This is a genomic window from Gordonia sp. ABKF26, assembly GCF_041103195.1.
Taxonomy (GTDB): Bacteria; Actinomycetota; Actinomycetes; order Mycobacteriales; family Mycobacteriaceae; genus Gordonia; species Gordonia terrae.
In genome coordinates this window covers 957,918-983,838 of record NZ_JBGCVZ010000003.1, presented here as the reverse complement: position 1 = coordinate 983,838, position 25,921 = coordinate 957,918, and the positions used below count along the sequence as shown (strand labels likewise).

Here is a 25,921-nt window from a genome sequence, read left to right as displayed (position 1 = left end):
CGTTTGGAATGGCCACCTGTCAGGTCGTCTCGTCGTCCAGGATACGTACACCGAACAGGCGCTAGGTCACGGGGTTCGCGAGGTGCGGTCTACGCCACACTTGGGCAACAGATGACCAAAGTCCCTGGTGATCGCACGCGCTCCGGTCTCGGCGCGACGCGGACCGGTTCGAGGCGCGAGTCACCGGTCAGCCGATCCGTCCCGAACCGCCGGAGATCCAGTCGCCGGTGTCCGGGTCGAGCACCGCGGAACGGAACTCGCCGTCCGCACCGATCTCGGTGATCTTGTCTACCTGCCCATCCCGATCGCTGTCCGTGTACACGGTAAACCCGTCGGGACCGTTGCGGGTCAGGGAGTCGTTGATCCCATCATTGTCGGTGTCGACCTCGGCGGGCCCGAGATCCCAGATCCGGCCGTCGTCGTGCATCCACAGATGGTCGTCGAGGTCATCGACCACGGGTGACTCGTGCAGCGCGGCCACCGACTCGACAGATCGGGTGTCGTCGGCGGCCCCCACCCCACCGAACAGGGACGACTCGTCCGGACGATCCGGTTCCGGGGCGTCGTCGGGGAACATCGGGTCCATCGGGATCACTGCTTTCCGTCGTCGTGGCCGGCTCGGGCGGCCGTGACCGGTCCGTCGTCCGGCCGTCGGTTCTCTGGGCGCTCGGGAGTTGTGGGGTCCTCGGATTCTCGTCCCGGATCGGATTCTCGTCCCGGATCGTCGCCTCGGGCGGGGGACGCCCACAGCCGTCCCGACTGCGCCGCGAGGTCGCGGCGAACGGACTCGGCTCGCTCGCGCCGGACCCGGGCCGCGCGGACCTCGACCCCGCTGCGCAGCCGACGGATCTCCTCGTCGAGCCGCGCGATCTCCGCCGACACCTCTCGGCTGCGGCGTTCGTGGGCTCGGGCGATCTGCCCGGCGATCCGGGTCTCGGCCGCGGTGACGCGCAGGGCCAGCTGGTGATCGAGCGTCGCCCGCGCCTCGGCGAGGAACTCGGTGGCCCGCGCCGCCCGCTCGGAACGGTTCACCGCGGTCCGCCGGACGCGGATCACCCACGCCGCGACCGCCACGCCCAGGAGCAGGGCGAGCGGCATGCTGATCCACTGCAGCGTCTGGACCGACGCCATCGGTGCCACGACGAGGCGTCCGACACCGAGACCGGTCGACGCGCCGATGACGACGAGCAGCGCGTCTTCGGCGCCCGCGCGTCGCACCCGGGTACTCGGCCGCCCGGTGTCGAGGTCCACCGCGGGCCACGGCTCGTCCGGCGTCGGCTCGGCGTCCAGACCCACCAGCGCGGTCGCCCGCACGGCGTCGACGCGCTCGTCGGCACGCTGACGGATGCGGTCGGCAAGGGCTGCCCACCCGCTGCGGATCCAGGTGTCGTACTCGATGTCGGCGCTCGGAGCTCGGTCGGCGGCGGTGGCCGACAGATCCCGCACCGCGGCCATGAGCTCCGCCGACGACTGGGACCGGACACGGGACAGGCCCGCGCGGACGGCCGCCAATCGATCCGTACGCCCCCGATCGCGGGTGGCGACCAGCCGCCGGCGGGTGGCCAGGAGGCCATCGGCGTCGGCCTGCCCGGACGCCAGGTCGTCGACGTCGGTCCCACCGGACCGGAGAAGATGCTCGACCGCGCCCAAGCCCGCCGCCGTGCGTGCGCGCTCGCCGCGGAGCGCATCCGGCGCAAGGGTCACCTCGCGTACCCACTCCACGAGGGCCTCGACGCCCGACTCGTCCACTGCACCCCCGAGGGCCGCGACCGCGGACACCCCGAACAGCGGCAGCGTCGCGAACGGGTCGAGCGCGGCTCGGTGGGCACGCACGGTCCGCGGCCACTCCCAGAACGCGTCGATCTTGGTGCACACGATCGCGACCGTGCCCACCTGCGCACGCACCTTCTCCACGAGGAGTCGCTCCTCGTCCCCGACCGCCGACGACGGGTCCACGACCACGAGGGCGGCACCGGCCGGGGCCGCATCCCGGGTGGCGCGGGCGACGATGTCGAGATCCGGGGCCAACGCGCGACAGGCCTCGACCAGCGTGCGGACACCGACCCCGTCGGTGCCGACGACCAGCACGCCGGAGCCGGTTCCGACGCGGTCGGCGTCGAACCCGGTCAGCTCGCGTGCGGCATCCAGTGCGGTGTCGGTCATGGTGCGGCACCTGCCCCCGCGAGGAGTCGTTCGGCCCCGGCGCGGTCGAAGCCGGACGCGGCCGCCTCCTCCAGTCGGTTGCGCAGCTCGACTTCGCGCCAGTGCCGGATGCGTGCGACACGCTCCCTGATCGGCCCCGCCAGATCGGGTACCCCGGAGGCGTTCTGCAACGCCCGGCTCAGGTCGGTCGCGGTGGCGGCGACGGGCGCGCCGGACTGGATGAGGGCGAGCGCGGTGTCGATGCCGTAGGCGTCGATCCGGCGCAGCAGTCCCTGCCGCAGGAGCCGTTCGTCCGAGCCCGGGCGCCCGACCAGGAACCGGCCCGCCATGGACGGCATCCCGACACCCGCGGCCGTCATCGTCGTCAGCGCTGCGAACTCACCGTCGTCGAGGTCGGCGCAGGCCAGCAGCTGCGAGACGGGGTACACCGGCGTGCCGAGGGACGTGGCGCACGTCGATGCGACCGCGACCGCGGAGTCCCAGTCGCCGTGGGTGTCGGCCTTGCCGAGCACCACCAGCACGCGATCGGACGGAAGTGAGGAGAACAGTTCGTGGTCGGCCTGCCGGGGCAACCCGGCCAGGACCAGGAGCCACAGATCGGCGTCGGCGGCTTCCTGCGCGTCCTCGCCGGGCCCGATCACGCTGAGCGACAGTCGTTCTCGAAGCGCACGCACCATGGTGTCGCGCCCGGTCCCGGGCCGGCCGACCACCCGGACGTGGAGCGGACGGAGGAACCGTCGGCCCGCGACGGTCAGGATCGGTGCCAGCGGCGAGCTCGGCTCGACGAGGTCGGTGAGACGCCCCTGCTCGGCCGCGAGCGACAATTCGTCCCCGCCGCGCACGTCGCGCCACCCTCGGTTCACCGGTGCCCCCACCGCAGCCTCCTCGTCATCGGCCCCCTGCGCGTCACGCCACCGTCCGCGCGCACCGACGACCTCCGGGCCATCAGTACACGTGAACCGCGGCAGGGCCGAGACTAATCGGGATCCGCGCCGACGGCGGAGCCACCTCCACACCCCCGTCAGGGGCGGATCCGGCCCACGCCCGAGCCGGCCCGGATGCCCGTGACCGCAGCCGCAATCCGCCCGCGACTTCGTGGAAACGGCGCGATGCGCAACCATGGACGCGTGAACAACAGCCCCGACAGGTCCCGGTTGTACCCCCGCGTGACGAGCTTCCGCTTCCGCCGCGGCACGTTGACGACCGGTCAGCAGCGCAACTGGGAGACGCTGTGGCCGGTCCTGGGCCGCGACCTGGAGATCGGGCCCGAGCGGATCCCCGAGCCGCGACTCGACCTGACCGACCTGTTCGGGCGCGACGCCCCGAAGGTCCTCGAGATCGGCAGCGGGACCGGCATCTCGACCGCGGCGATGGCCGAGGCGGAGCCCGACGTCGACGTCCTGGCCGTCGAGGTCTACAAGCCGGGCCTCGCGCAGCTGCTCGGCCTCGTCGACCGCAACGGGCTCACCAACGTGCGCCTGATCCGCGGCGACGCCGCCATCGTCCTCACCGAACTCATCCCGCCGTCGAGCCTCACCGGTGTCCGGCTGTTCTTTCCCGATCCCTGGCCCAAATCGCGTCACCACAAGCGGCGCTTCGTCCAGACCGGCACACTGGAGCTGATCGCCGACCGTCTCATCCCGGGCGGAGTGCTCCACATCGCGACCGATCACGCGGGTTACGCCGAGTGGATCGCGGAGGCGCTCGCCACCCAGGACGCCGATCGTCCGCACGTCGTCCAGCTGACCCGCGAGTCGCCGATCCTGCTGGAACGGCCGACGACGAAGTTCGAGGGACGCGCCGAGCGCGACGGCCGCTACGTCAGCGAGTTCGTGTACACGCGGCCCACCCCGCCGGTCAGCTCGACCGGCGACACCCCGACGGGAGCCCGCCATGAGTGACCACAGCCCGACCGGTTTCGCCGACACCATCGCCGGCCAGACCGGGACGCGCCGCATGCTGTTGGTGTGGGACGCGCCCAACATGGACATGGGTCTCGGTGCACTGCTCGGCGGGCGCCCGACCGCCGCACACCGCCCCCGATTCGACGCTCTCGGCCGGTGGTTGCTGCAACGGACCGCAGATGTGTCCGCTCTCACCGACGGCGGCGCGGTCGAGCCCGAGGCCACCGTCTTCACCAACATCGCCCCTGGTAGCGCCGACGTTGTCCGGCCGTGGGTCGACGCGCTCCGAAATGTCGGTTTCGCCGTCTTCGCCAAGCCGAAGCTGTCCGACGACAGCGACGTCGACTCCGACATGCTCGACCACATCGAACTTCGCAGGCACACTGTGGGACTAGCCGGCGTGATCGTGGCGTCCGCCGACGGCCAGGCATTCCGCGAACCACTCCTCGACGTGGTCGGCGACGGCGTGCCCGTCACCGTCATCGGATTCCGTGAGCACGCCAGCTGGGCACTGAGCACCGAAGAGCTGGAGTTCATCGATCTCGAGGACATCCCCGGTGTGTTCCGCGAGCCGCTGCCACGCATCGGCCTGGACTCCCTGCCCGACGAGGGTGCGTGGCTCACGCCCTTCCGTCCGCTCAGCGCGCTGCTGCGCTGACCTGCGGCGTCGTCGTTCGGGGGTGTCACCGGACGGCTGTCGGCGACCCGTGGTCGGGCGTCGGCGTGGGGATGCCCGCGGGTGATCCGAGGCCGACGCCTCAGGGATCACTCAGGCAACACTGTCAGGATCTTTCGCAGAAACTGACAGAATCGCCACCGGCGCTCCGCAACGGCGGGCGACCAGAGTGCCCGACTCGTCGTCGTACACGAAAGGACATCAGCGTGTTCCGGTTCATCGGCACATTCGTCTATCGAATGCGCTTCCTCGTCATCGCGGTGATGATCGCGATGATGGCCGGACTCGGACTGTACGGTCTCGATCTCGGCAAGCACCTCAGCCAGAGCGGATGGTTCGACCCGACATCGGAGTCCGACACCGGTGCGCGGTACGCCGACCAGGCGCTGGGACGCGACCACACCTCCGACGTCATCCTGATGATCACGCCGCCCGAGGGCACCCGCGTCGACGACAAGGCCTTCGGGACCAAGGTGGAGACGTTCGTCGAGGACCTGATCGCGACCCATCCCGACATCGTCGGTCGCGCCGATCCGGGCCTGTACGACCCGTTCCTCGTCCAGCCCGCCCAGAGCACGCTGCAGGACCGGCTGTTCACCGAGGACGGCCGACACGCCTTCATCAGCATCGGCGTCGCCGGCAACGACGACACGACGGTCCTGAACAACTACAAGACCATCGAACCGTTCTTCGACGACATTCCCGAACGTTTCGATCTACCCGGTACGACCTTCGAGCTCGCCGGCCTGCAACCGGTCGCCGGTTCGATGGCCGAGGGCATGGACAAGGACATCCATCGGGCCGAGGTGCTCGCGCTACCGCTGGTGGCGATCATGCTGTTCTTCGTGTTCGGCGGCGTCGTCGCCGCCTGCCTCCCCGTCCTCATCGGCGGTCTGACGATCGCCGGTTCGCTGGGCATCATGAAGATCCTGGCGCTCACCACCGAGCTGAACATCTTCGCGCAGTCGGTGGTCACGCTGATCGGCCTCGGCATCGCGATCGACTACGGCCTGTTCATCGTGTCGCGTTTCCGCGAGGAACTCGGTGAGGGGTATTCGACGAAGGCCGCGGTCCGAAGAACCGTGATGACCGCCGGCCAGACGGTGGTCTTCTCCGCGACGATCATCGTCGCCGCCCTGGCGTGTCTGCTGATCATGCCGCAGGGCTTCCTCAAGTCCGTCGCCTACGGCGCGATCGCCTCGGTGTCCCTCGCCGCGATCCTGTCGATCACGGTCCTCCCGGCGATCCTGGGCATCCTCGGGCCCCGCGTGAACATGCTGTCGATCAGCACGATCATGAAGTACACCGCGGTGCCGCTGGCCCGCCGCTTCTCCGGCGACGAACGTGCCGCGGCGATCGAGAGCCGGTTCAGCGGCCGCATGAAGACCAGCCAGGAGGTCGAGAACGGCTTCTGGGGACGCCTCGCGACCTGGGTGATGAAGCACCCGGTCCGGACCGCCGTCCCGACCGTGCTCCTGTTGCTCGCGCTGATCATCCCGTTCGGCAGCATCCAGTTCGGCGGTATCAGCGAGAAGTTCCTGCCGCCGGACAACCCCAACCGTGTCGCGCAGGAGAAGTTCGACGAGTACTTCCCGCAGGAGCGGACCGAGGCCATCAAGCTCGTCATCGTCTACGACGAGTCGAGCCAGGCCGACCAGAACAAGCTCGACGCGATCGCCAAACGCGCCGACGAGGTCCCCGGCTTCACCAACAAGTTCAGCGACGCCGACAAGTCCGACTTCGGCTCCTTCGACGCCGAGCGGTATCCGAACGTGGGCGTGTACCAGGTGTCTGCGGGTCTGCAGGACCGGAACACCGCAGCCCAGGCGATCGAGCAGTTGCGCGCGATCGACACCGAGGGTCTCACCATGTACGTGTCGGGCACCCCGGCACTCACGCAGGACTCGATCGACGCCCTCATGCAGCGACTTCCGTTGATGGCGGTCATGCTCGTCCTGATCACCGGCTTGTTGATGTTCCTGCAGTTCGGCTCGATCGTGCTGCCCATCAAGGCGGCACTCATGACGGCCCTGGGCCTCGGTGCCACGCTCGGCATCCTCACCTGGATCTTCGTCGACGGCCACGGCGCCGAACTGGCCAACTTCACCCCGGGCCCGCTGTTCGCCGCCGTGCTGGTGCTGATCATCGCCATCGTGTTCGGCCTCTCGACCGACTACGAGGTGTTCCTGCTCTCCCGAATGGTCGAGGCCAGACAGAAGGGCGCGAGCACGACCGAGGCGATCCGCAGCGGCACCGCGCACACCGGCGGCATCATCACCGCGGCCGCCGCGATCCTCGTCGTCGTCACCGGCGCGTTCAGCCTGTCCGAGATCGTGATGATGAAGTACATCGCGTTCGGCATGATCGCCGCGCTGATCCTCGACGCCACGGTCATCCGCATGCTGCTCGTGCCGTCCGTGATGAAGTTGCTCGGCGACGACTGCTGGTGGGCACCGCGATGGATGCGAGTGGTCCAGCGCAAGATCGGTCTCGGCGAGACCGTTCTCGACGACGAACCCGACGAGCAGCGCGACGCCGGTGCGGGCGCCCGTCCGATGAGCGCGGGCACCGTGGTGGCCGAGGCCCCGACCTCGGTGATGGCCGCGGCTCGCAGGCAACCGGTCCCGGCGGGCGCCGTCCCCGGCCGGGGTCGGGCACCGGCCGGCACCAGTCGGTCCGCCGCACCGGCCCGGTCCGCTCCGGACCGACCGCTCGGCACCGCCCGCCCCGGACCGGTACCGGGCCCCCAGGGCGCCCCGGTGGGTCCGCCGACGACCACGGGACGCCCGAACCCCGGGCCGACCCCGCCGCGCACCCCGCCGGCTCGTGTCGGACCGTCCCCCGCGCCCACGGCGCCGAGTCCCGAACCGGCCGAACGCCGTCCGGCGACGCCGTATCGCCGCTCCGCGCTGTCGAAGAGCGATCGTCCCGACACCGGCGGCTGGAGTTTGGGCGAGGGCGGAATCCGACTCGGTGACGCCGCACCCAGGTCGACGAACGGCGACCGTCCGACGGTCACTCCCCCGTCGGGCCCGTCACGGGTGCCGGAGACCGGTGGGCGGCCGAACCCGACCCCGCCCCCGGGCCCGGTCCGCCCGAACCCGGAGCCGACCGGACAGCGGTCGCCCCTCGGCCGCCGACCGGCCCTCGACGAGACCGGCCGCCGCCCGCTCGCGGCGTCGGTGAGTCCGGAGACCGCGACCCCCTCGTCGCGTGGGCGTCGCAGCAACGGTCCGTCGCCGATGGAGCGCGGCCTCAGCGCCGACGCCACCCCGGCGGCCGCCCCGCGACCCGACACCGGTCCCGCCTCGGGTGAACAGGATCGCCCGGCGGACGAGTCGACGCGGCGTCGTCGCCCGCGCGCGGACCGGCACGCCCGGTCCGACGACACCGGCGACGACGGCCAGATCAGCGTCCAGGAACTGTTGAAGCGGAGTCGCTCGCAGAAGTGACCGTTCGGTCGAATAGCGTTGGTACGGAACCGAACAGAGCGAACACGGCCTCGAGGAGTTCACTCCTCCTCGAGGCCGTGTTCGATGACGTAGCGGGTCAGTTCCACCCGGTTGCCGAGCTGGAGCTTGCGGAGGGTGGCCTGGACGTGGTTCTCGACCGTTCGGTGACTGAGGTCGAGGCGCCGCGCGATCTGCTTGGCGCTCAATCCTTTTGCGACCAGACGCAACACCTCGGTCTCGCGCTCGGTGAGCACGGGCGCCGCGGGCGCGGCGTCGGGCTGCTGCGACATGCGCCGGTACTCGCCAAGCACCAGCCCCGCGAGCCCCGGCGTGAAGACCGCCTGGCCGTCGGCGGTGGCGCGCACCGCCTCCACCAACTCTTCCCGGGACGACGACTTCACCAGATAGCCACTGGCCCCGGCCTTCACGGCTTCGAGCACGTCGTCGCGCTCGCCGGAGGCCGACAAGACGAGGATGCGCGTGTGGGGCGAGACCGCGAGGACCGCGGCCGTCGCCTCGGTGCCGGTGCCATCGGGTAGTTGCATGTCCATCAGCACGACGTCGGGCGTGACGGCGGCCGCACGCCGGCCCGCACTGCCCACACCGTCGGCGGTGGCGACGACGTCGAATCCCTCGTCGGCGAGATCACGGGCCACCGCCTCCCGCCAGATCGGATGGTCGTCGACGACCATGATCCGCAGCGGCGCCTGCTCTCCGTCACTCCGGCCTGCACTCATCCCGTTGCTCCCCTCGACCTTCCGCTCTCGTCCCGCGGGACCGTGAACTCCCACTCCGTGCCCGCACCCGTTTCGGTGTCGAGTCGCGCTGTGCCGCCGAGGGATTCGATCCGCCCGACGATCGACTTCGACACCCCGACGCGTCCCTGCGCGACCGCCTCGGCGAGCCTGCCGTCCGGGATGCCGATCCCGTCGTCGCGCACACTCACCACCACATCCGATCCCAGATCCTCCACCAGGATGTACGCACGCGCACCGGGACCGGCGTGATTGACCACGTTGTCGAGTGCGTTGACGACCGCCGCACGGATCTCGGCACCCCGATGCGCCGGGATCATCACCGGGTCGGCGGGAGCACTGACCGACACCCGGCCGTCGCCGAAGACGCGGAGGGCGGCGGCCAGATCGACGCTGCGTTGCGCGTCGGGGTCGCTTGCGACGGGGTCGTCGGTATCCGAGATCAGTCGACGCAGCGCTCGCTCCTGCTCCGCCGCGAGCCTGGCCAGTTCGTCTGTCGGACCGCCGATCTCGCGACCGCGTCGAGCGATCAGCGCCAGGACCTGGAGGACACCGTCGTGAACCTCGCGCGAGAGCCGCTCGCGTTCCTCGGCGGCTGCCGCGATACGCGCGGCCCGCGACAGCTGCTCCTGGACCCGGCGGGCGTTCGCGGCCGCGAGTCCGACCGCCATGCCGGTCGCGACGATGACGATGATCGTGGCGTTGCGCCCGAAGTCGAGGTTGAGTTCGCCCTTGACGAAGGTACTGGTGCCGCCGACGATCAGACCCGCCACGATCCCGCCGACCGGGCCGGTGAGGATCGCGACCGAGATGACGGCGTTGGTGGCCCACAGGGTGGTGGGCCAGGTCTGGTTGTGCCACGCCCAGTCCGCGCCGGCGACATACGACGTCGACAGCATCAGCGCGCAGACGACGACCACCTCGGCGCCGACCCACACCCGGTTGCGCGTGAACCCGACGAAGTAGCCGATGCCGCTGACCAGCGTCCACGCGGACAGGAGACCGAAGAGGACCCAGGCGACGCCGCTGCGGTCGAGGTCGGGGTTGACGGCGATCTGGAAGCCGAGCGCATACAGGTACGACAGCAACCGGAAGATCTGCGCACCCCGCCACAGTGGGCCGACCGGATCGTGGTCGACGACCCGCGCCGGTCGGGCCGGTTCGCGCGTCCGGTCCCGCTCGGTGACCGCACCCGGCAGCGGCCGGCGGGTCACGTCGCGCCGCCCCCGTCGCGGTCGGGTCCCGCCCGGTCCGGCCCGGTCTGCTCGCTCCGGGTGAGACCCGGCTCGGAATCCGCCTGGTCGCCTGGTTCGGCGTCCCGGCGCGAGTCGGTGCTCGACACCTCCTGCGCGAGCGTCTCGGCCGCGGCGTCGGGATCGTCGGTGTCCCAGACCGGCGGATCCGGCTCGGCGACGACCCCCGGGCGTCGGTCGTCGTGGGCGCCGTCGGCCTCGCTCCCCTTCAGACGCCGGATCGCGGTGTTGAAGAACGCGATCAGGGGCACGGCGAGCAGGCCACCGATGATGCCGGCCGACACGAGGCCGGCCGCGATGCCGAGCACCACCGCGACCGGGTGCAACCGCACCGACCGGCCCAGCAGGAACGGCTGCAGCACATGACTTTCGAGTTGCATGACGCCGACGACGATGGCGAGGGCGACGACTGCCGCGATCCAGCCCTGGGTCACCAGGGCCACCAGCACCGCCAGGGTGCCGGTGACCAGGGCGCCGACGATCGGGATGAACGCGCCCAGGAAGACCAGCGACGCCAACGGGAGCGCCAGGGGTACTTGCAGGATCGCGAGTCCGATGCCGATGCCGCAGGCGTCGACGAAGGCCACCGCGACCGTCGCCCGGACATAGCCGACGAGGGTGCCGAACCCGGCGATACCCGCCTCCCACACCCGATTCCGGTTGGCCTGCGGGATCAGCTTGACGGAGAACTGCCAGATCTGGCCCCCGCCGTAGAGGAAGAAGATCAGCAGGAACAACGTCAGAAGTGCACCGGTGATGATCTCGCTCGCCGTGGTGGCCGTGGCCAGCGCGCCGCTGGTGACACGGTCCTGGTTGTGCTGGATGAAGTCGAGGGTGTCGGTGCCGAAGTTGCGCACCTGGTCCCGGTCGAGCCCCAGGGGCCCGTTGATGAGCCATTCCCTGGTCTTCTCGACGGTCACCCGAACCTGCTCGGCGAGTTCGGGGACGCCGTCGATGAACTCGCGGACCACGAACGTCATGACCGCCGCGAGCAACCCGATCGCCAGGACGAGGTTGACGATCACCGCAAGCGACCGCGGCAACCCACGCCGGTCGAGTGCATCGACTCCGGGGACCAGCATGGCCGCGATCAGGATGGCGAGGGCGACCGGGACGAGGACCTCTTCGAACTCCCGGAACACCCTGGTGGCGACGTATCCCGCCGCAACCAGGAGCAGCAACCGCCACGCCCATTCCGCCGCCGCCCGTACCTGGGGGTGCACCTTGGCCCGGTCGATGGACGCAAGGTCGCGGACATCGCGCGGCCGCTCGGCTCGTTCGGCTTCGGTCACGACAGTCACACTAGACAGTGCAGGTGGCCGACGGGGGTCGTCATCGACACCGGGCCCCCTACCCTAGGGTGGCACGTATGTCGTCGGAGGATGTTGGCTCGCCGGGGGGCGCGGCAGCCCCGGCCACCCGTCCTCGGTTCTGGTGGGTGCGTTGGGTCCTGCTCGCCGTCGTCCTCGTCATCCTCGCCGTCGAAGTCGTCCTCATCTGGCCCGAGCTCAAGGGCGCCTGGTTCCGCATCGGCGAGATCCAGTGGCACTGGGTGGCGGCCTGTCTGGTCGCCGCGATGCTGTCGATGGACAGCTTCGCGCAGGTCCAGCGCGCCCTCTTGCGGTCCGCGGGCCTGCGCGTCACGCAGTGGAAGTCACTGTCGGTCATCCTGGCGGCCAACTCGCTGAGCCAGACGATGCCGGGCGGCCAGGTGCTCGCCCCGGCGTTCACCTACCGCGAGACCCGCAAGTGGGGTGCGACGCCGGTCATCGCGTCGTGGCAGGTCGTGATGTCGGGCCTGCTCGCCGGTATCGGTCTCGCCGTCCTCGGATTCGGCGGCGCCCTGCTGGCCGGCGCGAAGACCAGCCCGTTCTCGGTCGTCTTCTCCGTCGCCGGGTTCCTCGCGGTCGCGGTGGTGCTGCAGTATCTGGCCAGCCACCCGGAGTCGTTGAAGAGCACCGGGATTCGTGTCCTCGGCTGGGTGAATCAGCTCCGCAACAAGCCGGAGGACCACGGGACCGAGCGCCTCTTCGAGACCCTCGAACAGCTCCGGGCGGTGCAACTCACCAAGCGCGACACCTCGGTGGCCTTCGGCTGGAGCCTGTTCAACTGGGTCGCCGATGTGGCCTGCCTGATGTTCGCCTGCTGGGCGGTCGACGCGCACCCGAGCATCTCGGGCCTGATGGTCGCCTACGCGGCGGGCAAGGCCGTCGGTTCGGCGATCCCCCTGCTGCCGGGCGGTATCGGTGTCGTCGACGCGGTGCTGGTGCCCGCACTCACCAGCGCCGGGATGCCCGCGGCCGACGCGATCACCGCGGTCCTCATCTACCGTCTGATCAGCTACGTCATCGTCTCGGCGATCGGCTGGGTGGTCATCGGCCTGATGTTCCGCAACCGCATCAAGCGCGACGACACGTTCATCGACGAGGTGGAGCGCGACGCCGAGGTTCTCGAACGCGCGGCCGACGAGCCGTCGCCGACGATGCCCGACGGCCCCACCCGGCCCGACCCCCCGCCTCCCGACGGCATCGGCCCCGACACCTCGGGCAGGTCGCCCGCCGACGAGTCCGACGGCCGGTTTCCCGGGGACTCCGGCCGAACGTCCGACACCGATCCGCCGTCGGACCCGGTACGGTAGTCCACCATGCTGAGCTCGAAGACGGATCGGGGCTCCGACACGGCGGAGACGGGGACCTCGCCTGCGCGCGGAACGGCGACGGCTCCCGTCGCAGCCCTGTTCGACGCCGTGGCGATCGCGGTCTTCGTCCTGATCGGCCGGGCCAGCCACGAAGAGGGGTATGTGCTGACCTCGGTGCTCCACACGCTGTGGCCGTTCCTGGCCGGCTGCGCGGCCGGTTGGTCGATCACCTACGTCTATGCGCACGTGCGGTCGAGCGATTTCTTCGGGCACGACTACCGTCCGGACCGGGTCGTCCCGGTCGGCCTCGTCGTCTGGTTCTGCACGGTGACCGTCGCGATGATCCTGCGGTTCATCCTCAGCCAGGGGGTGGCGGTCAGTTTCGTGATCGTCGCGGCCGTGGTGCTCGCCGCCTTCCTGCTCGGCTGGCGAGCCGTCTTCGCCGTGCTGGGTCGGCGCGCCGCCGCCTGACCGACCCCTGACCTGGCGGGGAGCTACTTGATCGTGAAGTACTTCTGCGCGACCTGGAGCGCGGCGGTCCCCGACTTCGGTCCCTCGGTGTAGATCACGACGACCTGGCCGCCCTGCAGACCCACGAACCATCCCGGCCCCTCCGGACCGTTGGTGCCCACCAGGGCGCGCAGTCCCGGGGCCCGGGTCAGGTCACTGGCATCACCGGTGGCGGCCGTCGAGGTCATCGCCTGGAGAACCGGCCGGACGACGGCCGGGTCGAGGCCGCCGAGGTCGCCTCCGGAGACCTTCGTGGGCACGTTCTTCAGTACGAACGGCGGTACCGAGGACGTCTGGCCGGCGGCGCTGCGCGCCATGGCGACACCGAAGGCGGCCATGTTCGTCATCGACATCATGCTCTGACCGGGCCGGAAGTCGATGGTCGCGATACCGGGACGATCCGGGGTGGGAACGCTTGCGCCCGGCACCGTGAACTGGACGCCGAGTCCGAGCCGATCGAGGAGTTCGTCGCCGCGCTCGTGCTGCGGCCCCGCGGCTCGCCCGATCGCGTCGAAGACCGGGTTGAGCGTCGTACCGACCGGATACGGGCGGTCGATGTCGACACCGCTGTCGATCGCGTACGAGTTCTGCGCCATCCCGAGGATCGCGCCGGTCTGCGCGTCGAGGGTCAGGATGGTCGCCGGCTGGCCCACCTCGACGGCCGCATCGCCCAGGGTCAGCTGGATGCCCTGATCGACGGTCGTCGGCACGTCCGGCCCGGGCGGCCCCTGCTCGCCCGCCAGTTTGCGGGGTGCCGCCCCCGGACCCAGCATCTCGACCTGCCACCCGGCGGTGGCATCGCGGATGGCCTGCCAGTAGTTGGTCAGTCCGTCCTCGAGGGGCGAGGAGAGCCGCCGGTCGGCCATCACGAGCTGGTCGGACCGATTGACCGTGACGCCGGGTACGCGCCGCGGGTCACCCGCGAGGACCTCCATGTCGGAGTCACGCAGTCCGACCGCGGTGATCGCCTTGCCGGGGGTCGCGTCGAGCTTCTCGCGGATCACCTGCCCGGTGATCATCGGGGCGATGGGTGCGATCACCCCGGCCAGCGCCCGCACCGAGGCGTTCAGATCGGCGGTGCGGGTGGGGTCGAGGACGATCTCGTTGACCGGCTGGGCGTACATGAAGACCTTGCCGGAACGGCTGCGCACGGTCGGCGCCGGCTTCGCATCGGTGCGGATCTCGCGGAGGGTGCCACCGGCGGTGAGACCGGCATGCAGGATCGCGGGGTCCCAGGTGACCTTCCAGCCCGATGAGAGTTTGCGCGCGGTGCCGCCGCTGGTCGACTCGTACTCGCGGCCCTTGTCCCAGTTCCAGGTGGTGGTGACCGAGAACGTGGCCGTCCCGTCGCTGTATTCGACGGGGTTCTCGACGTCGACGTCGACCCGCTGCGCGGACATCTGTTTCAAAGTGGTGGTGAGACTGTCACCGGCCTGTCCCGGCGCGGTGGTGAACGTCGCGGCCCCGCCGGCGTCCTGACGGCTCAGTGCGGCGGCGAATGCATCGATGGCGGCAGCGGCACCCGTGTCCGACGAACCGGCGAATCCACAGGAACTCACCATGACCGCGCACGTGACCGCGGCGCAAGCGGCTGACGTCGCGCGCTTGACCCAGATCTTCATGACACCAATTTTCACTCGTGTAACACTCGAAATCGACGCCGCGAGCTTCCATTCGGGGATCAAGCCGGTCACAAACTCATCTCGTCGCCGGGACCTTTGACACTTCGCGAACGTGCGAGATCGTCGTCCGGCTTCGGCATCGACACCGCCGGACCCGGTCGTCCCCGACCGTCCTCAGCTTGCCGGACTGGGACAATGAATACATGGTTTTCACCGTGTTCCGCAGTGACGATCGTGCCGTCACCGCCACCGACTGGCTGACCTCGCGGCACTGCTTCTCGTTCGGCGACAACTACGACCCGTCGAACACCCACTTCGGCGCATTGCTGGCGGTCAACGACGAGGTCGTCGCGCCGGGCGCGGGCTTCGACCTGCACTCCCATCAGGAGAGCGAGATCGTGACCTGGGTGGTCTCGGGGACGCTGGTCCACCGCGACTCGGCGGGGCACTCCGGGGTCCTCTACCCCGGCCTGGTCCAACGGATGAGCGCGGGTACCGGGGTGGAGCACTCCGAGCGCAACGACGCCTGGCCCGATCTCGCCGGTTCCGGCAGCGAGCCCGTCCGGTACGTCCAGATGTGGTTGATGCCCGACCGCCACGGCCTCGCTCCCTCGTATGAGCAGGCCGACGTCCGCGAGCGTCTCGCCGCCGGTGGTCTCGTACCGATCGCGTCCGGCGACCCGGGCCGCAACCCGGCGATCTCCGTCGCCAACTCGGGCGCCACCCTGTACGCGGCACGACTCCGGTCGGGCGAGACCGTCGAGGTGCCCGGTTGCCGGTTCACCCATCTGTTCGTCGTGGACGGACAGGTCGGCATCGACGAGATCGGTGTACTCGGTCCGGGTGACGCCGTGCGGGGCGCCGACGCGGAGCCGTTCTCGATCACCGCCGACACCGACGCCGAGGTGCTGGTGTGGTCGATGGCTGCCGGGTTGGGCGGTGGCTAGCGCCGGCTGATCAGCTCGACCCGACGCCGAGCCGGCGCGCCATCTGCGCGTACCCCTCCCACACCGAGTAATAGTGCGGCTGCCATCCACCGGCTGACCGAAACCGCTTGTTGGACACCCGGAGCGATCGGGTCAGCGACGTGGTGCGCTCGCCGAGCAGCAGTGCAGCACGACCGGGTCCGGTCACCACGGGATGCCTGCCGACCGCGCCGGCCAGGGCAGCCGTGTGGTTCCGCTTGGTGACCGGTAGATCGTCGACGATGTTGTAGGTGCCGGAATCGACGTGGAGCGCAGACACCACGGCTGCGGCGGCATCGGCGAGATGGATCGAGGAGACGTAGGCATCGGGACGGCCCGCCCGGAAGCCGACCCGACGCCGCGCGAGCGACATCAGTTGTTCGCTGTGAGCGGCGCCGGCACCGTAGAACAGTCCGAACCGGAGCACGACGCCGGCGCCACCGGAATCGGTGAAGCGATGGGCCGACGCCTCGGCGGCATGATTGCCGGTCGCGATCGGATAGTGATCGACGGGCGATTCCTCGTCGATCCAACGGTCCCCGGAACCGGTGTACACCATGACAACCGACTCCTGCAGCACTCGCGGCACACCGGCGGCGATGGCCGCATCGACCACCGCTGCCGAGCCCTCCCGTCGGATGCGGTGGCAGTCCGTCCAGGCCGACAGTCGGACGAACGACGCCGTACCCGGGAGCGCCGAAGCGAGATTGACCACCGCGGCGCAGTGGTCGAAGCTCTCGGCGAGGCCATCACGATCGAACAACGACACCCGAACCGGGGTGGCGCCGTGAGCACGCAATGCGGACGCGGCGGCATCTGTTCGCGCGAGGGCGCGCACGTCGTATCCGGCGGCGATCATCGCGGGCACCGCGTATCCCCCGATGGCCCCCGTACCGCCGGTCACGAATACCCGCATGCGCGAAAGTCTCCCGGATCAGGTTGCGCTTTGTCCCGGTTACCGGGACAAAACGCAACCTGACGGAGTTCCCCGGTCAGTCCCCCGACTGCGTCAGCGCATGTAGATCTTTTGCGGTGGGGGACTTCTCGACCGTCTCGGGGTCGGGATAGGTGTGCAACAACCGGTCCGCGGTGCCTGCCGTGGTGACCGCGAACCAGTAGTGTTCGTTGCGGTAGTGGTGGAAGCGATGATTCCGCCACAGCCGGCGATAGTAGGCGTGGCGCGGCCGGTAGTCGGAGTGGATCAGATAGTGCGTCCATTCATAGACCAGTCCGATCGCCGCGAGCGTCACCATGAACGTGAGACCCCGTTCTGCACTGGCGAATACGACGAGCCCCACCGCGACGGCCGCGAGGACGACCGTGACCAGCACCTGCCACGGAATGAACACCAGCGGGATGTTCCGAGGGTTCGCGTGATGTTCCCGATGCTTCCGCGCAACCAGGGGATCGATGGTGATGGGACCCCACCGCTTCGGCCGCCAGTGCAACACGAAGACGTGGATCAGCCATTCCGCCAGCGGGAAGGTCGCGATCATCACGACGGGGACCAGTAGGTCGGCAATACCCCAGCCGCTCAACCACAACCGCGCCGCGAGCGAGGTCAGGAAGAATGCGGCGATCATCCAGGGCGATGGGTGTCGCAGGAACTCGGCGAATGCGCCGCGCAGGGTCGTCGATTTGCGCGACCGCATGCGTCGTTCGTCTGCGGCGACCTGCCTGCGGGCGGTGGCGTCGATGTCGTCGGCAGACATCAGCTCTCCTCTCCGGGAACGGATTCGGTGTCTTCGAGCGCCCGGCAGAGGTCGAGTAGGGACGCCGTCGCGGGAGCGAGCAGTTCACGAGCGGCGGTCGCCGCGCGTTCGGGATCGTGTGTACCGACCGCATCGACGACCGCTCGATAGCCCTCGATGTTCCCCACCTCCGGCTCCAGCATCGATGCGAGCGCGGGAACCGCAGGCTCGTACGCGGCGCGGAGCGAGTTGTACATGAGACGGAAGGCGATGGAGTCGGCCGCGTCGACGACCGTGCTCCAGAATTCGAGTGCGACGACCTGTTGGGCGACCGGGTCCGGTTCGACGGCGAGGTCGGCGAGCACCGACGACAGCCTCTCGATGTGGTCGCTTGTCGCCCGCTTCGCGGCGAGACCCGCGACGTCCGGCCCCACCGCCGCGCGCGCCTCGACGATCGAGCGCGCAACGCTCGGCACAAGCGCACCGCCCCGGATGAGCAAGCGCGGCAACAGATCGAGACCGCCCGTGCGTGCGATGTCCTGGACCCGTGCGCCATCGCCCTGGCGGATGGAGACCAGGCCTGCGGCTGCCACCCGCTTCAACGCTTCCCGCACGGTGGGCCGCGACACACCGAGGATGCGCGCCAACTCGCGTTCGCTGGGCAGAGCCTCACCCGCCGGCAGATCACCGGACAGGACACCTTCGACGATCTGGTCGAAGACGATCTCGGGGGCGCTCTGCTGGGACACGGGCTCGAACGGCATGCGCCGACCGTAAACCGCCGCAGGCCTGGTGGTCAAGTGGTCAGACCAATGCCCTGGCGGTCATGGAATGATCGGCCGCCGCGCGGGTTGTACCGACCATGAGCGACACCACTGCGATCTCCTCGGACACCCTCGGCACCGACGACCTCGAGTTCCTGGCCCGCCCCCTCCTCGGCTTCTTCTCGACGGCCACCGGTCCGACGCCCCCGCAGCCCCGGCCCGTCTGGTTCGAGGCGACATCAGAGGGCGAGGTCCAGCTCTTCACCGGCCCCGATTCGCTCAAGGTCCGCCGACTCGCCTCCGACCCGCGCGCCTCGATCGTGGTCGCCACACCGGCCGACGAGCGCGAACGCTGGATCGCCATAGCCGGTCCGGCGCGGGTCGAGACCGACGGCGACGCCGCACGCGACCTCGCGACCCGACTCGCCGACCGCTACTGGGACCTCGACGACCCCACCCGCGCCCAGGATCTCGCCGAGATCCTCGCCGATGACTGGGTGCGGATCGTCATCCGGCCGGACAAGATCCGGCGACTGAGCTTCTGACCCGCGGATCGGGCCCCGGCCTCAGCCCACCGGGCCGCGGTTCATCGCAGCTGATCGAGCAGCCGCAGCCACACCTCACTGATCGTCGGATACGACGGGACCGCGTGCCACAGTCGCGACAGCGGGACCTCACCGACGATCGCCACGGTCGCCGAATGCACGAGTTCCGCTGTCTGCGGCCCCACGAACGTCGCCCCCACGAGGACGTCGCGGCTCGCGTCGACGACGAGACAGGCGTGGCCCGAGTACTCCGGATCGGTCAGATACGACCCCGCGACCGAGATGTCCCCGTCGGCGATCCGCACGTCGACCCCGGCGTCCTTCGCCTGTCTCTCGGTCAGGCCGACCGCTGCGATCTCCGGCCGGGTGAACACCACCTGCGGAACCGCGCCATGGTCCGAGGCCGCGGCGAACCGTGGGCCGTCGAGGCCGCGGCCCTCCGCGCGCGCGGCGATCACGTCGCCGGCCACCCGCGCCTGGTACTTGCCCATGTGCGTCAACGCATTACGGCCGTTCACATCTCCCACCGCGTAGAGCCACGGATGGTCCGCCACCGTCAGATGGTCGTCGACGCGGAGCGGGCCGCCCGCCTCGAGACCCACCGACTCGAGACCCAGATCCCGCGTCGCGGGCGAGCGTCCCGCGGCCACCAGGATCTCGTCGACGACGATCCTGCCGGCCCCGTCCCCGGCCAGGTCGACGGTCGCGGGCCCGCCGTGGATGCGTCCGTAGCCCGTGTCGGCGACGTCGGGCCGATCGACGGACTCGATCGTCGTGCCGAACCGGATGTCGACGCCGCGACGGGTGAACGACTCCGCGATCAGCTGCGGGACGAACGACTCCATCTTGGGCAGTAGCCGGTCGCCCCGGATGGCCATCACGACCTCACGCACCCCGAGATCGAGCAACCATGTCACCGCCTCGCAGGCCACCACGCCGCCGCCGAGGACCAGGACGCGATCCGGTACGTCGACGAGATTCGTCGCGTCGCGGGACGTCCAGGGGAGCGCGTCCGCCAGACCCGGCGTCGGCGGGATCGACGCCGTGCTGCCGGTTGCGACGACCACTGCCTCGCGCGCCGTCAACACCGTGTCACCGACGGTCACCTGGCGCTCCCCCGTGATCCGCCCGTGTCCGCGGATCACGTCGATCCCCGCACCTTCTGCCCACCGCACCTGACCGGCGTCGTCGTGCGTGGCACCGGGTCCCTCGCGGCGCCCGGTCACGGTGTCGCGCCACCCGAGAACGCCGGCGGCGTCGGGCAGTTCCCCGCTCACACGTTCACGCGCGCCCGCCAGGGCACGAGCCTCCTCGAGCGCCGACCCCGGACCCAGCAGCGCCTTGCTCGGCATACACGCCCAGTACGAGCACTCACCGCCCATGAGTTCGTGCTCGATGACGGCAGCGGTTCGATCACTGCCCCGGATCGCGTAGTCGGCGACGTTCTCGCCCACCGGACCGCCACCGATCACGACGACGTCGAAGGTTGACTCCATGGGTTCAGCGTAGGCGGATTCGTACCCGCGATCGCCGAGTCTGCGGAGACGACGCCGGCGGGTTTCGCCTACGGCGGAGGCGGCTGACGAATCGCCGATCCGGTGACAGGATGGAGCGCGTGACTGCATCGAATACTGACCTCAACTCCGGACTCGACCTCGAGTGGGTCGACGATTCCGTCCGCATCCAGGACGATCTGTTCGCCCATGTGAACGGTAAGTGGCTCGAGTCGCATGTCATCCCCGAGGACCGTTCGGTCGACGGCGCCTTCCACGTCCTCCGCGACAACTCCGAAGAGCACGTGCGCGACATCATCACCGAGTGCGCCGCCTCGAGCCCGGAGAGCGGCTCCGACGCGCAGAAGATCGGCGATCTGTACGCCTCGTTCATGGACACCGACCACATCGAGGCCCTCGGGATCGGCCCGATCACCGGCGAACTCGAGAAGATCGCCGCCATCGACTCCATCGAGGCACTCGCCCGGCGGATCGGCCGGCTCCAGCGGCACGGCACGGGTGGTCTGTTCGGCTACTACGTGGACACCGACGCGAAGCAGTCCGACCGTTACCTCGTGCACCTGACACAGTCCGGCCTCGGACTTCCCGACGAGTCCTATTACCGGGAGGACAAGCACGCCGAGACCAGGACGGCGTATGTCGCGCACGTCGAGCGCATGTTCGCGCTGGCCGGGTTCGACGACGCGGCCGCTCGGGCAGCAGTGATCCTCGACCTCGAGACAGCCATCGCCGGCCGGCACTGGGATGTGGTTCGACGCCGCGATGCCGAGCTGACCTACAACCTCATGTCGCTGAACGAATTGGCGTCCACCGCAGATGGATTCCCCTTCTCCGAGTGGTTCGGCGGGCTGGGCACCAGCGGCGATGCCACCTTTGCCGAGGTCGTCGTCGCGCAGCCGTCCTTCGTGTCGGGCGTCGGCGAGCTCGTCACCAGCCGCCCGCTGGACGAGTGGAAGACCTGGCTGACGTGGCGCCTGCTGCGCTCGGCGGCGCCGTACCTGTCGTCGCCGTTCGTCGACGAGAACTTCGACTTCTACGGCCGCACCCTCACCGGTGCGGAGACGAACCGGGACCGGTGGAAGCGCGGTGTCGGCTTCGTCGAAGGCGCGATGGGCTTTGCGGTCGGCAAACTCTATGTGGCCAAGCACTTCCCGCCCGAGGCCAAGGCTCGGATGGACGAACTGATCGCCAACCTGGTGGAGGCCTACCGCCGCAACATCTCCGACCTGCCGTGGATGACCCCGGAGACCCGGGAGAAGGCCCTTGTCAAACTCGGCAAGTTCAACCCGAAGATCGGCTACCCGGCCAAGTGGCGGGACTACAGCTCGCTCAGCGTGGACCGTGGTGACCTCATCGGGAACGTGGCGCGCGCCTCGTCGTTCGAGCAGGATCGCGAGTTCGCCAAGATCGGTTCGCCGGTCGACCGCGACGAATGGTTCATGACGCCGCAGACGGTCAACGCGTACTACAACCCCGGCATGAACGAGATCGTGTTCCCCGCCGCGATCCTCCAGCCGCCCTTCTTCGACCCCGACGCCGACGACGCGGTCAACTACGGGGGCATCGGTGCGGTCATCGGTCACGAGATCGGGCACGGCTTCGACGACCAGGGCGCCAAGTACGACGGCGACGGCAACCTCGTCGACTGGTGGACCGACACCGACCGCACCGAGTTCTCCTCGCGGACACGCAAACTCATCGACCAGTACGGGGAGTTCACGCCGACCGGGCTCGATCCCGAGCACAAGGTCAACGGCGACTTCACCATTGGCGAGAACATCGGCGACCTCGGCGGGTTGTCGATCGCTCTCGTCGCGTACCAGATCGCGACCGAGGGCGCCGGGAGCGAAGCGAGCGGGCCCGATGGCTCCGGCGCCGGCTCCGAGCCACCGGTCATCGACGGCCTGACCGGGACGCAGCGCGTGTTCTACAGCTGGGCGCAGATCTGGCGGACCAAGACCCGTGATGCCGAAGCCATCCGGCGCCTCTCGATCGACCCGCACTCACCGCCGGAGTTCCGCTGCAACGGCGTCGTCCGCAACATGGATGCGTTCTACGACGCCTTCGACGTCGAGCCGGGGGACGCGCTGTATCTCGACCCGGCCGAGCGCGTGCGGATCTGGTGAACGACGTTCCCGGCGGCACGGGTCCGCGAGACACGCCTGCGCCGGGCACGGCCGCATCACTGGGTCTGGTGCGGGGGCGCGATCTCACGATCGCGCTGCTGCGGCCGATCGGCGCGGCGGTCCTCCTGCTGACGGGTTATTTCCTGCTGCCCATCAACAAGGCCAGTGACGTCAACTACCTGGGTCTGATCATCGGTGCCGTGGCGTTGATCTGGTTCTGCGTCTGGGAGGTCCGCCGGTTCAGCCACTCGGACCGGCCGGTCGCGACCGCGATGGAGATGCTCGTGGCACTGGCGAGCTTCTACATCGTCGCGTTCGCGACGACCTATTTCCTGTTCTCCGAGTACGACACCGGGAGTTTCAACGAGTCCCTGACACGCGTCGATGCGCTGTACTTCTGTCTGACGGTCTTCACCACGACGGGGTTCGGCGACATCGCACCGGACTCGCAGGGCGCCCGGGTCGCGGTGTCGATCCAGATGGCCAGCACGCTGGTGCTACTCGGACTGGGACTGCGATTCCTCAACCTGCTGATCAACGAGCGACGCCAGACCACCGTGCGGTGATCTGGCGTCGCTTGCTCGCCGTGGCGATGTCGTGAACCCTGGCCGGTCGGCTCAGTAGTCGTCGTCGCCGTAGACGATCATGCCGCGGATGTTGTTGCCCGCCAGCATGTCGTCGTATGCCTCGTTGATCTGATCGAGACGGTAGGTCTTGGTCACCAGATCGTCGAGATTGAGCTTGCCGGCGCGGTATTCGTTGAGCAGCGCCGGAACCTGGGTGCGGGGGCTCGCTCCACCGAAGATCGCACCCTGCACGCGCTTCTGCATGAGGGTGAGGTCGAAGAGGTTCATCTGGGCGTCCATCGACTGGAAGTTGCCCATACCGACCACGACGACCTGCCCGGCCTTACCTGTGAGGGCGAGGGCGGGAGCGATCATCGAACCGTCGATCTCGCCCACGGTGAGGATCGTGGTGTTGGCCATCTTGCCCCACGTGATGTCGCCGATCGCCTCGAGCGCAGCCTCCATCGACGGGAACGTGTGTGTCGCACCCAGCTTTTCGGCCATCTGCAACTTGAACGGCACCGGATCGACGGCGATGACGTTGCGTGCGCCGGCGGCGGCCGCACCCTGGATCGAGTTGATGCCGACACCACCGATGCCGACGACCACCACGGTGTCACCGGCGTGGGTGCCACCGATCTCGACGGCCGAACCCCAACCGGTCGCGACACCGCAACCGAGCAGCGCGGCCGCCTGCAGCGGGATGTCGTCTTCGATCTTGACCAGCGACGCCTGATTGACGGTGATGTAGGGCGCGAATGTCCCGAGCATGCACATCTGCACGAGGGGTACCCCGTCGTGCGTGTACGCGCGGTTGGTGTCGTCGGCGATGGACAGACCGGTCAGCAGGCGAGCACCCTCGTCGCAGATGTTCTGCTGACCGCGCGAGCACGGCTCGCATGTTCCGCAGGCCGGGATGAACGCGGTGACGACGTGGTCGCCCTCCTTGAGGCGGGTGACACCGGGACCCACCTTGGTCACGACTCCGGCGCCCTCGTGACCGCCGAGTACCGGCATCGGCGCCGGGCTGTCGCCGGTCCGCAGGTGGTGATCCGAGTGGCACAAACCCGAGCTGACGAGTTTGACCTGGACTTCGCCCGCCACCGGATCGCCGAGCTCGAACTCCTCGATCTTCCACTCTTCGCCCGGATTGCGCAGAACTGCACCTTTGGTCTTCATTCGTGCTCCTCGCTCGTGCTGCCCCGGCACCGGGGCGTCAGATATCGCCGTCTGCTTATGCGACGTAGGTCACATGGTGGTCCACCGCCGACACTCTCGCAGGCGTTTCACGCGATCCATGGCACAGGATTGCGGTGACGTTCCAGGCCGGGTTCGGGCGGCCGTCGACCCGGGCTCCGGACAGTCTCGATTACGACCGCACACCCGACGAGCCAGGCCGCACGGTCGACGGCGTCGGCCGCCCGGCCGACGCCACCGGGTTCGACGATGACGACATCGCCCACCGATCGGCGTCAGGCCGGAACCCAGTCCGCGACAACAGAGTTGGTCGATCTCATATCTCCGGATCGAGGAAGGGGTTAGCGTCGGGGTACTCCACTTCCGAAGTGTCTGGCTGGTGATCTCATGACTCTCATCGAACACAAAGCGGAGGGCCGGGCCGACTTCTCGTCATTGCGACAGGGCGGTCTCAACTGGGACTCGTTTCCGTTGCGGCTCTTCGTGAAAGGCAATGCTCGGTTCTGGGATCCGATCGCCATCGACTTCTCGCAGGACGCACAGGACTGGGCCGAGCTCACCGACGAGCAGCGCCGGAGCGCCACCTACCTGGTGAGTCAGTTCATCGCCGGCGAGGAGGCGGTCACCCAGGACATCCAGCCGTTCATGAAGGCGATGGCGACCGAGGGCCGGTTCGGCGACGAGATGTACCTGTCGCAGTTCTGTTTCGAAGAGGCCAAGCACACCCAGGTGTTCCGGCGGTGGATGGACGCGGTCGGCCTCACCGGCGACCTCCAGAGCTTCGTCAGCGCGAATCCCTACTATCGCCAGTTGTTCTACGAAGAGCTGCCCGCGTCCCTGCACGTCCTCGACCACGACCCGTCGCCCCGGAACCAGATCCGCGCCAGCGTCACCTACAACCACGTGATCGAGGGCAGCCTGGCGCTGACCGGCTACCACGCGTGGCAGAAGGTGTGCACCAGGCACGGGATCTTCCCGGGGATGCAGAAGCTGATCCGGTTCATCGGCGACGACGAGCGGCGGCACATGGCGTGGGGAACCTTCACGTGTCGCCGGCACGTCGCGGCCGACGACTCGCTGTGGGACGCCGTCGGCGAACGCATGAACGAACTGTTGCCGCTCGCGCTGGGCATGATCGAGTGGGTCAACCAGCAGTTCGAGGTCCAACCCTTCGGCCTCGACAACGACGAGTTCCTCGCCTATGCGGCCGACCGCGCCCAGCGTCGGCTCTCGGCCATCGAGTCCGCCCGAGGACGCCCGGTCGCCGAGATCGACCTCGACTACTCCCCCGAGGTGCTGGAAGACCAGTTCGGCGAGGACGACGCCGTCCGCCTGCAGATGTGACGGGGCATCACTCCTCCGCTGGTTGACACCACCTCACCGAGTGGTCTCGACGAACGCGGCGTCCTCGCTACGCTCGGTCGACGCTGCTCGACCAGCAGAATCCCCGTCCACCGAGCGAAGCGACGCTCCTCTGCTGGTTGAGCCGGCACCGAGCGAAGCGACGCCCCTCCGCTGGTTGAGCCGGCACCGAGCGCAGCCGCCGGGCCGAGCAAGCGACGAAGGAGCGCGTCGAGGTC

At 69.2% G+C, this 25,921-nt stretch carries 22 protein-coding genes; 10 read left to right on the top strand and 12 right to left on the bottom strand.

All coding sequences use genetic code 11. The annotated features are described in order from the left end of the window. Positions 1–187: 187 nt before the first annotated feature. The 3 genes from AB4Z55_RS05065 to AB4Z55_RS05055 are packed head-to-tail and all read right to left on the bottom strand — an operon-like array spanning position 188 to position 3,038. Positions 188–586 (bottom strand): DUF6802 family protein, encoded by a 399-nt coding sequence (locus AB4Z55_RS05065; RefSeq protein WP_354561829.1) that lies wholly within the window; start codon positions 584–586, stop codon positions 188–190. Positions 587–591: 5 nt separating this feature from the next. Continuing rightward, positions 592–2,163, bottom strand: coding sequence for a hypothetical protein (locus AB4Z55_RS05060; RefSeq protein WP_354561830.1), 1,572 nt, complete (start codon positions 2,161–2,163; stop codon positions 592–594). After that, on the bottom strand, positions 2,160–3,038 hold the full coding sequence (locus AB4Z55_RS05055) for a hypothetical protein (RefSeq protein WP_369519283.1): 879 nt from the start codon (positions 3,036–3,038) through the stop codon (positions 2,160–2,162). The genes AB4Z55_RS05060 and AB4Z55_RS05055 overlap by 4 nt, the downstream gene beginning before the upstream one ends. A gap of 234 nt (positions 3,039–3,272) precedes the next feature. Here AB4Z55_RS05055 and trmB point away from each other — a divergent pair, with 234 nt between their 5' ends. The 3 genes from trmB to AB4Z55_RS05040 all read left to right on the top strand — a co-directional run bounded on the left by trmB (position 3,273) and on the right by AB4Z55_RS05040 (position 8,195). Beyond that, positions 3,273–4,064, top strand: coding sequence for a tRNA (guanosine(46)-N7)-methyltransferase TrmB (gene trmB / locus AB4Z55_RS05050; protein ID WP_354562033.1), 792 nt, complete (start codon positions 3,273–3,275; stop codon positions 4,062–4,064). Beyond that, positions 4,057–4,725: an NYN domain-containing protein gene (locus tag AB4Z55_RS05045; RefSeq protein WP_354561832.1), complete on the top strand. Its 669-nt coding sequence runs from the start codon at positions 4,057–4,059 to the stop codon at positions 4,723–4,725. The genes trmB and AB4Z55_RS05045 overlap by 8 nt, the downstream gene beginning before the upstream one ends. A 224-nt stretch (positions 4,726–4,949) precedes the next feature. Beyond that, on the top strand, positions 4,950–8,195 hold the full coding sequence (locus AB4Z55_RS05040; protein WP_369519282.1) for an MMPL family transporter: 3,246 nt from the start codon (positions 4,950–4,952) through the stop codon (positions 8,193–8,195). A 59-nt stretch (positions 8,196–8,254) separates the two neighbouring features. Here AB4Z55_RS05040 and AB4Z55_RS05035 read toward each other — a convergent pair whose 3' ends face one another. From AB4Z55_RS05035 to AB4Z55_RS05025, 3 genes are read right to left on the bottom strand one after another with little or no spacing between them, the layout of a single operon-like run. Further along, positions 8,255–8,932 carry a response regulator transcription factor gene (locus AB4Z55_RS05035; RefSeq protein ID WP_064572022.1) on the bottom strand — a complete coding sequence of 226 codons (678 nt, stop codon included), beginning with the start codon at positions 8,930–8,932 and terminating at the stop codon, positions 8,255–8,257. After that, positions 8,929–10,149, bottom strand: coding sequence for a MacS family sensor histidine kinase (gene macS / locus AB4Z55_RS05030; protein ID WP_354562035.1), 1,221 nt, complete (start codon positions 10,147–10,149; stop codon positions 8,929–8,931). Before macS ends, AB4Z55_RS05035 begins: the two co-directional genes overlap by 4 nt. 11 nt (positions 10,150–10,160) lie before the next feature. After that, entirely contained in the window at positions 10,161–11,495 is a 1,335-nt protein-coding gene (locus AB4Z55_RS05025) for an AI-2E family transporter (RefSeq protein WP_354561836.1), read from the bottom strand. Positions 11,496–11,572: 77 nt separating this feature from the next. Between AB4Z55_RS05025 and AB4Z55_RS05020 the strand changes: the two genes are divergently transcribed. Together AB4Z55_RS05020 and AB4Z55_RS05015 are read left to right on the top strand one after the other, a co-directional pair. Further along, positions 11,573–12,841, top strand: coding sequence for a YbhN family protein (locus tag AB4Z55_RS05020; RefSeq protein WP_369519281.1), 1,269 nt, complete (start codon positions 11,573–11,575; stop codon positions 12,839–12,841). 6 nt (positions 12,842–12,847) lie between these two features. Continuing rightward, positions 12,848–13,312, top strand: a complete 465-nt coding sequence (locus tag AB4Z55_RS05015) for a DUF3054 domain-containing protein (protein ID WP_004023770.1) — start codon at positions 12,848–12,850, stop codon at positions 13,310–13,312. Between the two features lie 23 nt (positions 13,313–13,335). Here the strand turns inward: AB4Z55_RS05015 and AB4Z55_RS05010 are convergent, their stop codons facing one another. Next, positions 13,336–14,973, bottom strand: a complete 1,638-nt coding sequence (locus AB4Z55_RS05010; protein WP_033205988.1) for an NTF2-like N-terminal transpeptidase domain-containing protein — start codon at positions 14,971–14,973, stop codon at positions 13,336–13,338. A gap of 203 nt (positions 14,974–15,176) precedes the next feature. On the opposite strand from AB4Z55_RS05010, the gene AB4Z55_RS05005 reads away from it, so the two are divergent. Beyond that, positions 15,177–15,920 (top strand): pirin family protein, encoded by a 744-nt coding sequence (locus AB4Z55_RS05005; protein ID WP_369519280.1) that lies wholly within the window; start codon positions 15,177–15,179, stop codon positions 15,918–15,920. 10 nt (positions 15,921–15,930) lie between these two features. On the opposite strand, the gene AB4Z55_RS05000 is transcribed toward AB4Z55_RS05005, so the two are convergent. The 3 genes from AB4Z55_RS05000 to AB4Z55_RS04990 form a co-directional block, all read right to left on the bottom strand. Beyond that, a complete protein-coding gene (locus tag AB4Z55_RS05000; RefSeq protein WP_369519279.1) occupies positions 15,931–16,854 on the bottom strand; it encodes an NAD-dependent epimerase/dehydratase family protein in 924 nt (307 codons plus the stop codon). Between the two features lie 76 nt (positions 16,855–16,930). After that, positions 16,931–17,650, bottom strand: coding sequence for a sterol desaturase family protein (locus AB4Z55_RS04995; protein ID WP_369519278.1), 720 nt, complete (start codon positions 17,648–17,650; stop codon positions 16,931–16,933). Next, entirely contained in the window at positions 17,650–18,393 is a 744-nt protein-coding gene (locus tag AB4Z55_RS04990) for a FadR/GntR family transcriptional regulator (protein WP_354561842.1), read from the bottom strand. Before AB4Z55_RS04990 ends, AB4Z55_RS04995 begins: the two co-directional genes overlap by 1 nt. Positions 18,394–18,491: 98 nt before the next feature. Between AB4Z55_RS04990 and AB4Z55_RS04985 the strand changes: the two genes are divergently transcribed. After that, the gene (locus tag AB4Z55_RS04985; RefSeq protein ID WP_369519277.1) at positions 18,492–18,938 is read left to right on the top strand and encodes a pyridoxamine 5'-phosphate oxidase family protein; all 447 of its coding nucleotides are present in this window, start codon (positions 18,492–18,494) and stop codon (positions 18,936–18,938) included. A 41-nt stretch (positions 18,939–18,979) separates the two neighbouring features. Here the strand turns inward: AB4Z55_RS04985 and AB4Z55_RS04980 are convergent, their stop codons facing one another. Next, complete coding sequence (locus AB4Z55_RS04980; RefSeq protein ID WP_369519276.1) at positions 18,980–20,434, bottom strand: NAD(P)/FAD-dependent oxidoreductase; 1,455 nt, start codon at positions 20,432–20,434, stop codon at positions 18,980–18,982. 110 nt (positions 20,435–20,544) lie between these two features. Here AB4Z55_RS04980 and AB4Z55_RS04975 point away from each other — a divergent pair, with 110 nt between their 5' ends. Together AB4Z55_RS04975 and AB4Z55_RS04970 are read left to right on the top strand one after the other, a co-directional pair. Next, positions 20,545–22,578 (top strand): M13 family metallopeptidase, encoded by a 2,034-nt coding sequence (locus tag AB4Z55_RS04975; protein WP_354561846.1) that lies wholly within the window; start codon positions 20,545–20,547, stop codon positions 22,576–22,578. Further along, positions 22,575–23,144, top strand: a complete 570-nt coding sequence (locus AB4Z55_RS04970; RefSeq protein ID WP_354561848.1) for an ion channel — start codon at positions 22,575–22,577, stop codon at positions 23,142–23,144. Before AB4Z55_RS04975 ends, AB4Z55_RS04970 begins: the two co-directional genes overlap by 4 nt. 51 nt (positions 23,145–23,195) lie before the next feature. On the opposite strand, the gene AB4Z55_RS04965 is transcribed toward AB4Z55_RS04970, so the two are convergent. Then, positions 23,196–24,323 carry an NDMA-dependent alcohol dehydrogenase gene (locus AB4Z55_RS04965; RefSeq protein WP_101820746.1) on the bottom strand — a complete coding sequence of 376 codons (1,128 nt, stop codon included), beginning with the start codon at positions 24,321–24,323 and terminating at the stop codon, positions 23,196–23,198. A gap of 405 nt (positions 24,324–24,728) precedes the next feature. Here AB4Z55_RS04965 and AB4Z55_RS04960 point away from each other — a divergent pair, with 405 nt between their 5' ends. After that, positions 24,729–25,685: a R2-like ligand-binding oxidase gene (locus tag AB4Z55_RS04960; RefSeq protein WP_101820745.1), complete on the top strand. Its 957-nt coding sequence runs from the start codon at positions 24,729–24,731 to the stop codon at positions 25,683–25,685. Positions 25,686–25,921: the final 236 nt, after the last annotated feature.

Bases quoted from the DNA above. Each gene is read 5' to 3' on its own strand.
- AB4Z55_RS05060 (WP_354561830.1), bottom strand. From the start codon at position 2,163: ATGACCGACACCGCACTGGATGCCGCACGCGAGCTGACCGGGTTCGAC.
- AB4Z55_RS05000 (WP_369519279.1), bottom strand. From the start codon at position 16,854: ATGCGGGTATTCGTGACCGGCGGTACGGGGGCCATCGGGGGATACGCG.
- AB4Z55_RS04985 (WP_369519277.1), top strand. From the start codon at position 18,492: ATGAGCGACACCACTGCGATCTCCTCGGACACCCTCGGCACCGACGAC.
- AB4Z55_RS05035 (WP_064572022.1), bottom strand. From the start codon at position 8,932: ATGAGTGCAGGCCGGAGTGACGGAGAGCAGGCGCCGCTGCGGATCATG.
- AB4Z55_RS04980 (WP_369519276.1), bottom strand. From the start codon at position 20,434: ATGGAGTCAACCTTCGACGTCGTCGTGATCGGTGGCGGTCCGGTGGGC.
- AB4Z55_RS05005 (WP_369519280.1), top strand. From the start codon at position 15,177: ATGGTTTTCACCGTGTTCCGCAGTGACGATCGTGCCGTCACCGCCACC.
- AB4Z55_RS05010 (WP_033205988.1), bottom strand. From the start codon at position 14,973: ATGAAGATCTGGGTCAAGCGCGCGACGTCAGCCGCTTGCGCCGCGGTC.
- AB4Z55_RS05015 (WP_004023770.1), top strand. From the start codon at position 12,848: ATGCTGAGCTCGAAGACGGATCGGGGCTCCGACACGGCGGAGACGGGG.
- AB4Z55_RS05065 (WP_354561829.1), bottom strand. From the start codon at position 586: ATGGACCCGATGTTCCCCGACGACGCCCCGGAACCGGATCGTCCGGAC.
- AB4Z55_RS05045 (WP_354561832.1), top strand. From the start codon at position 4,057: ATGAGTGACCACAGCCCGACCGGTTTCGCCGACACCATCGCCGGCCAG.
- AB4Z55_RS04965 (WP_101820746.1), bottom strand. From the start codon at position 24,323: ATGAAGACCAAAGGTGCAGTTCTGCGCAATCCGGGCGAAGAGTGGAAG.
- AB4Z55_RS05020 (WP_369519281.1), top strand. From the start codon at position 11,573: ATGTCGTCGGAGGATGTTGGCTCGCCGGGGGGCGCGGCAGCCCCGGCC.
- AB4Z55_RS04975 (WP_354561846.1), top strand. From the start codon at position 20,545: ATGGAGCGCGTGACTGCATCGAATACTGACCTCAACTCCGGACTCGAC.
- AB4Z55_RS04960 (WP_101820745.1), top strand. From the start codon at position 24,729: ATGACTCTCATCGAACACAAAGCGGAGGGCCGGGCCGACTTCTCGTCA.
- AB4Z55_RS04990 (WP_354561842.1), bottom strand. From the start codon at position 18,393: ATGCCGTTCGAGCCCGTGTCCCAGCAGAGCGCCCCCGAGATCGTCTTC.
- trmB (WP_354562033.1), top strand. From the start codon at position 3,273: ATGCGCAACCATGGACGCGTGAACAACAGCCCCGACAGGTCCCGGTTG.
- AB4Z55_RS04995 (WP_369519278.1), bottom strand. From the start codon at position 17,650: ATGTCTGCCGACGACATCGACGCCACCGCCCGCAGGCAGGTCGCCGCA.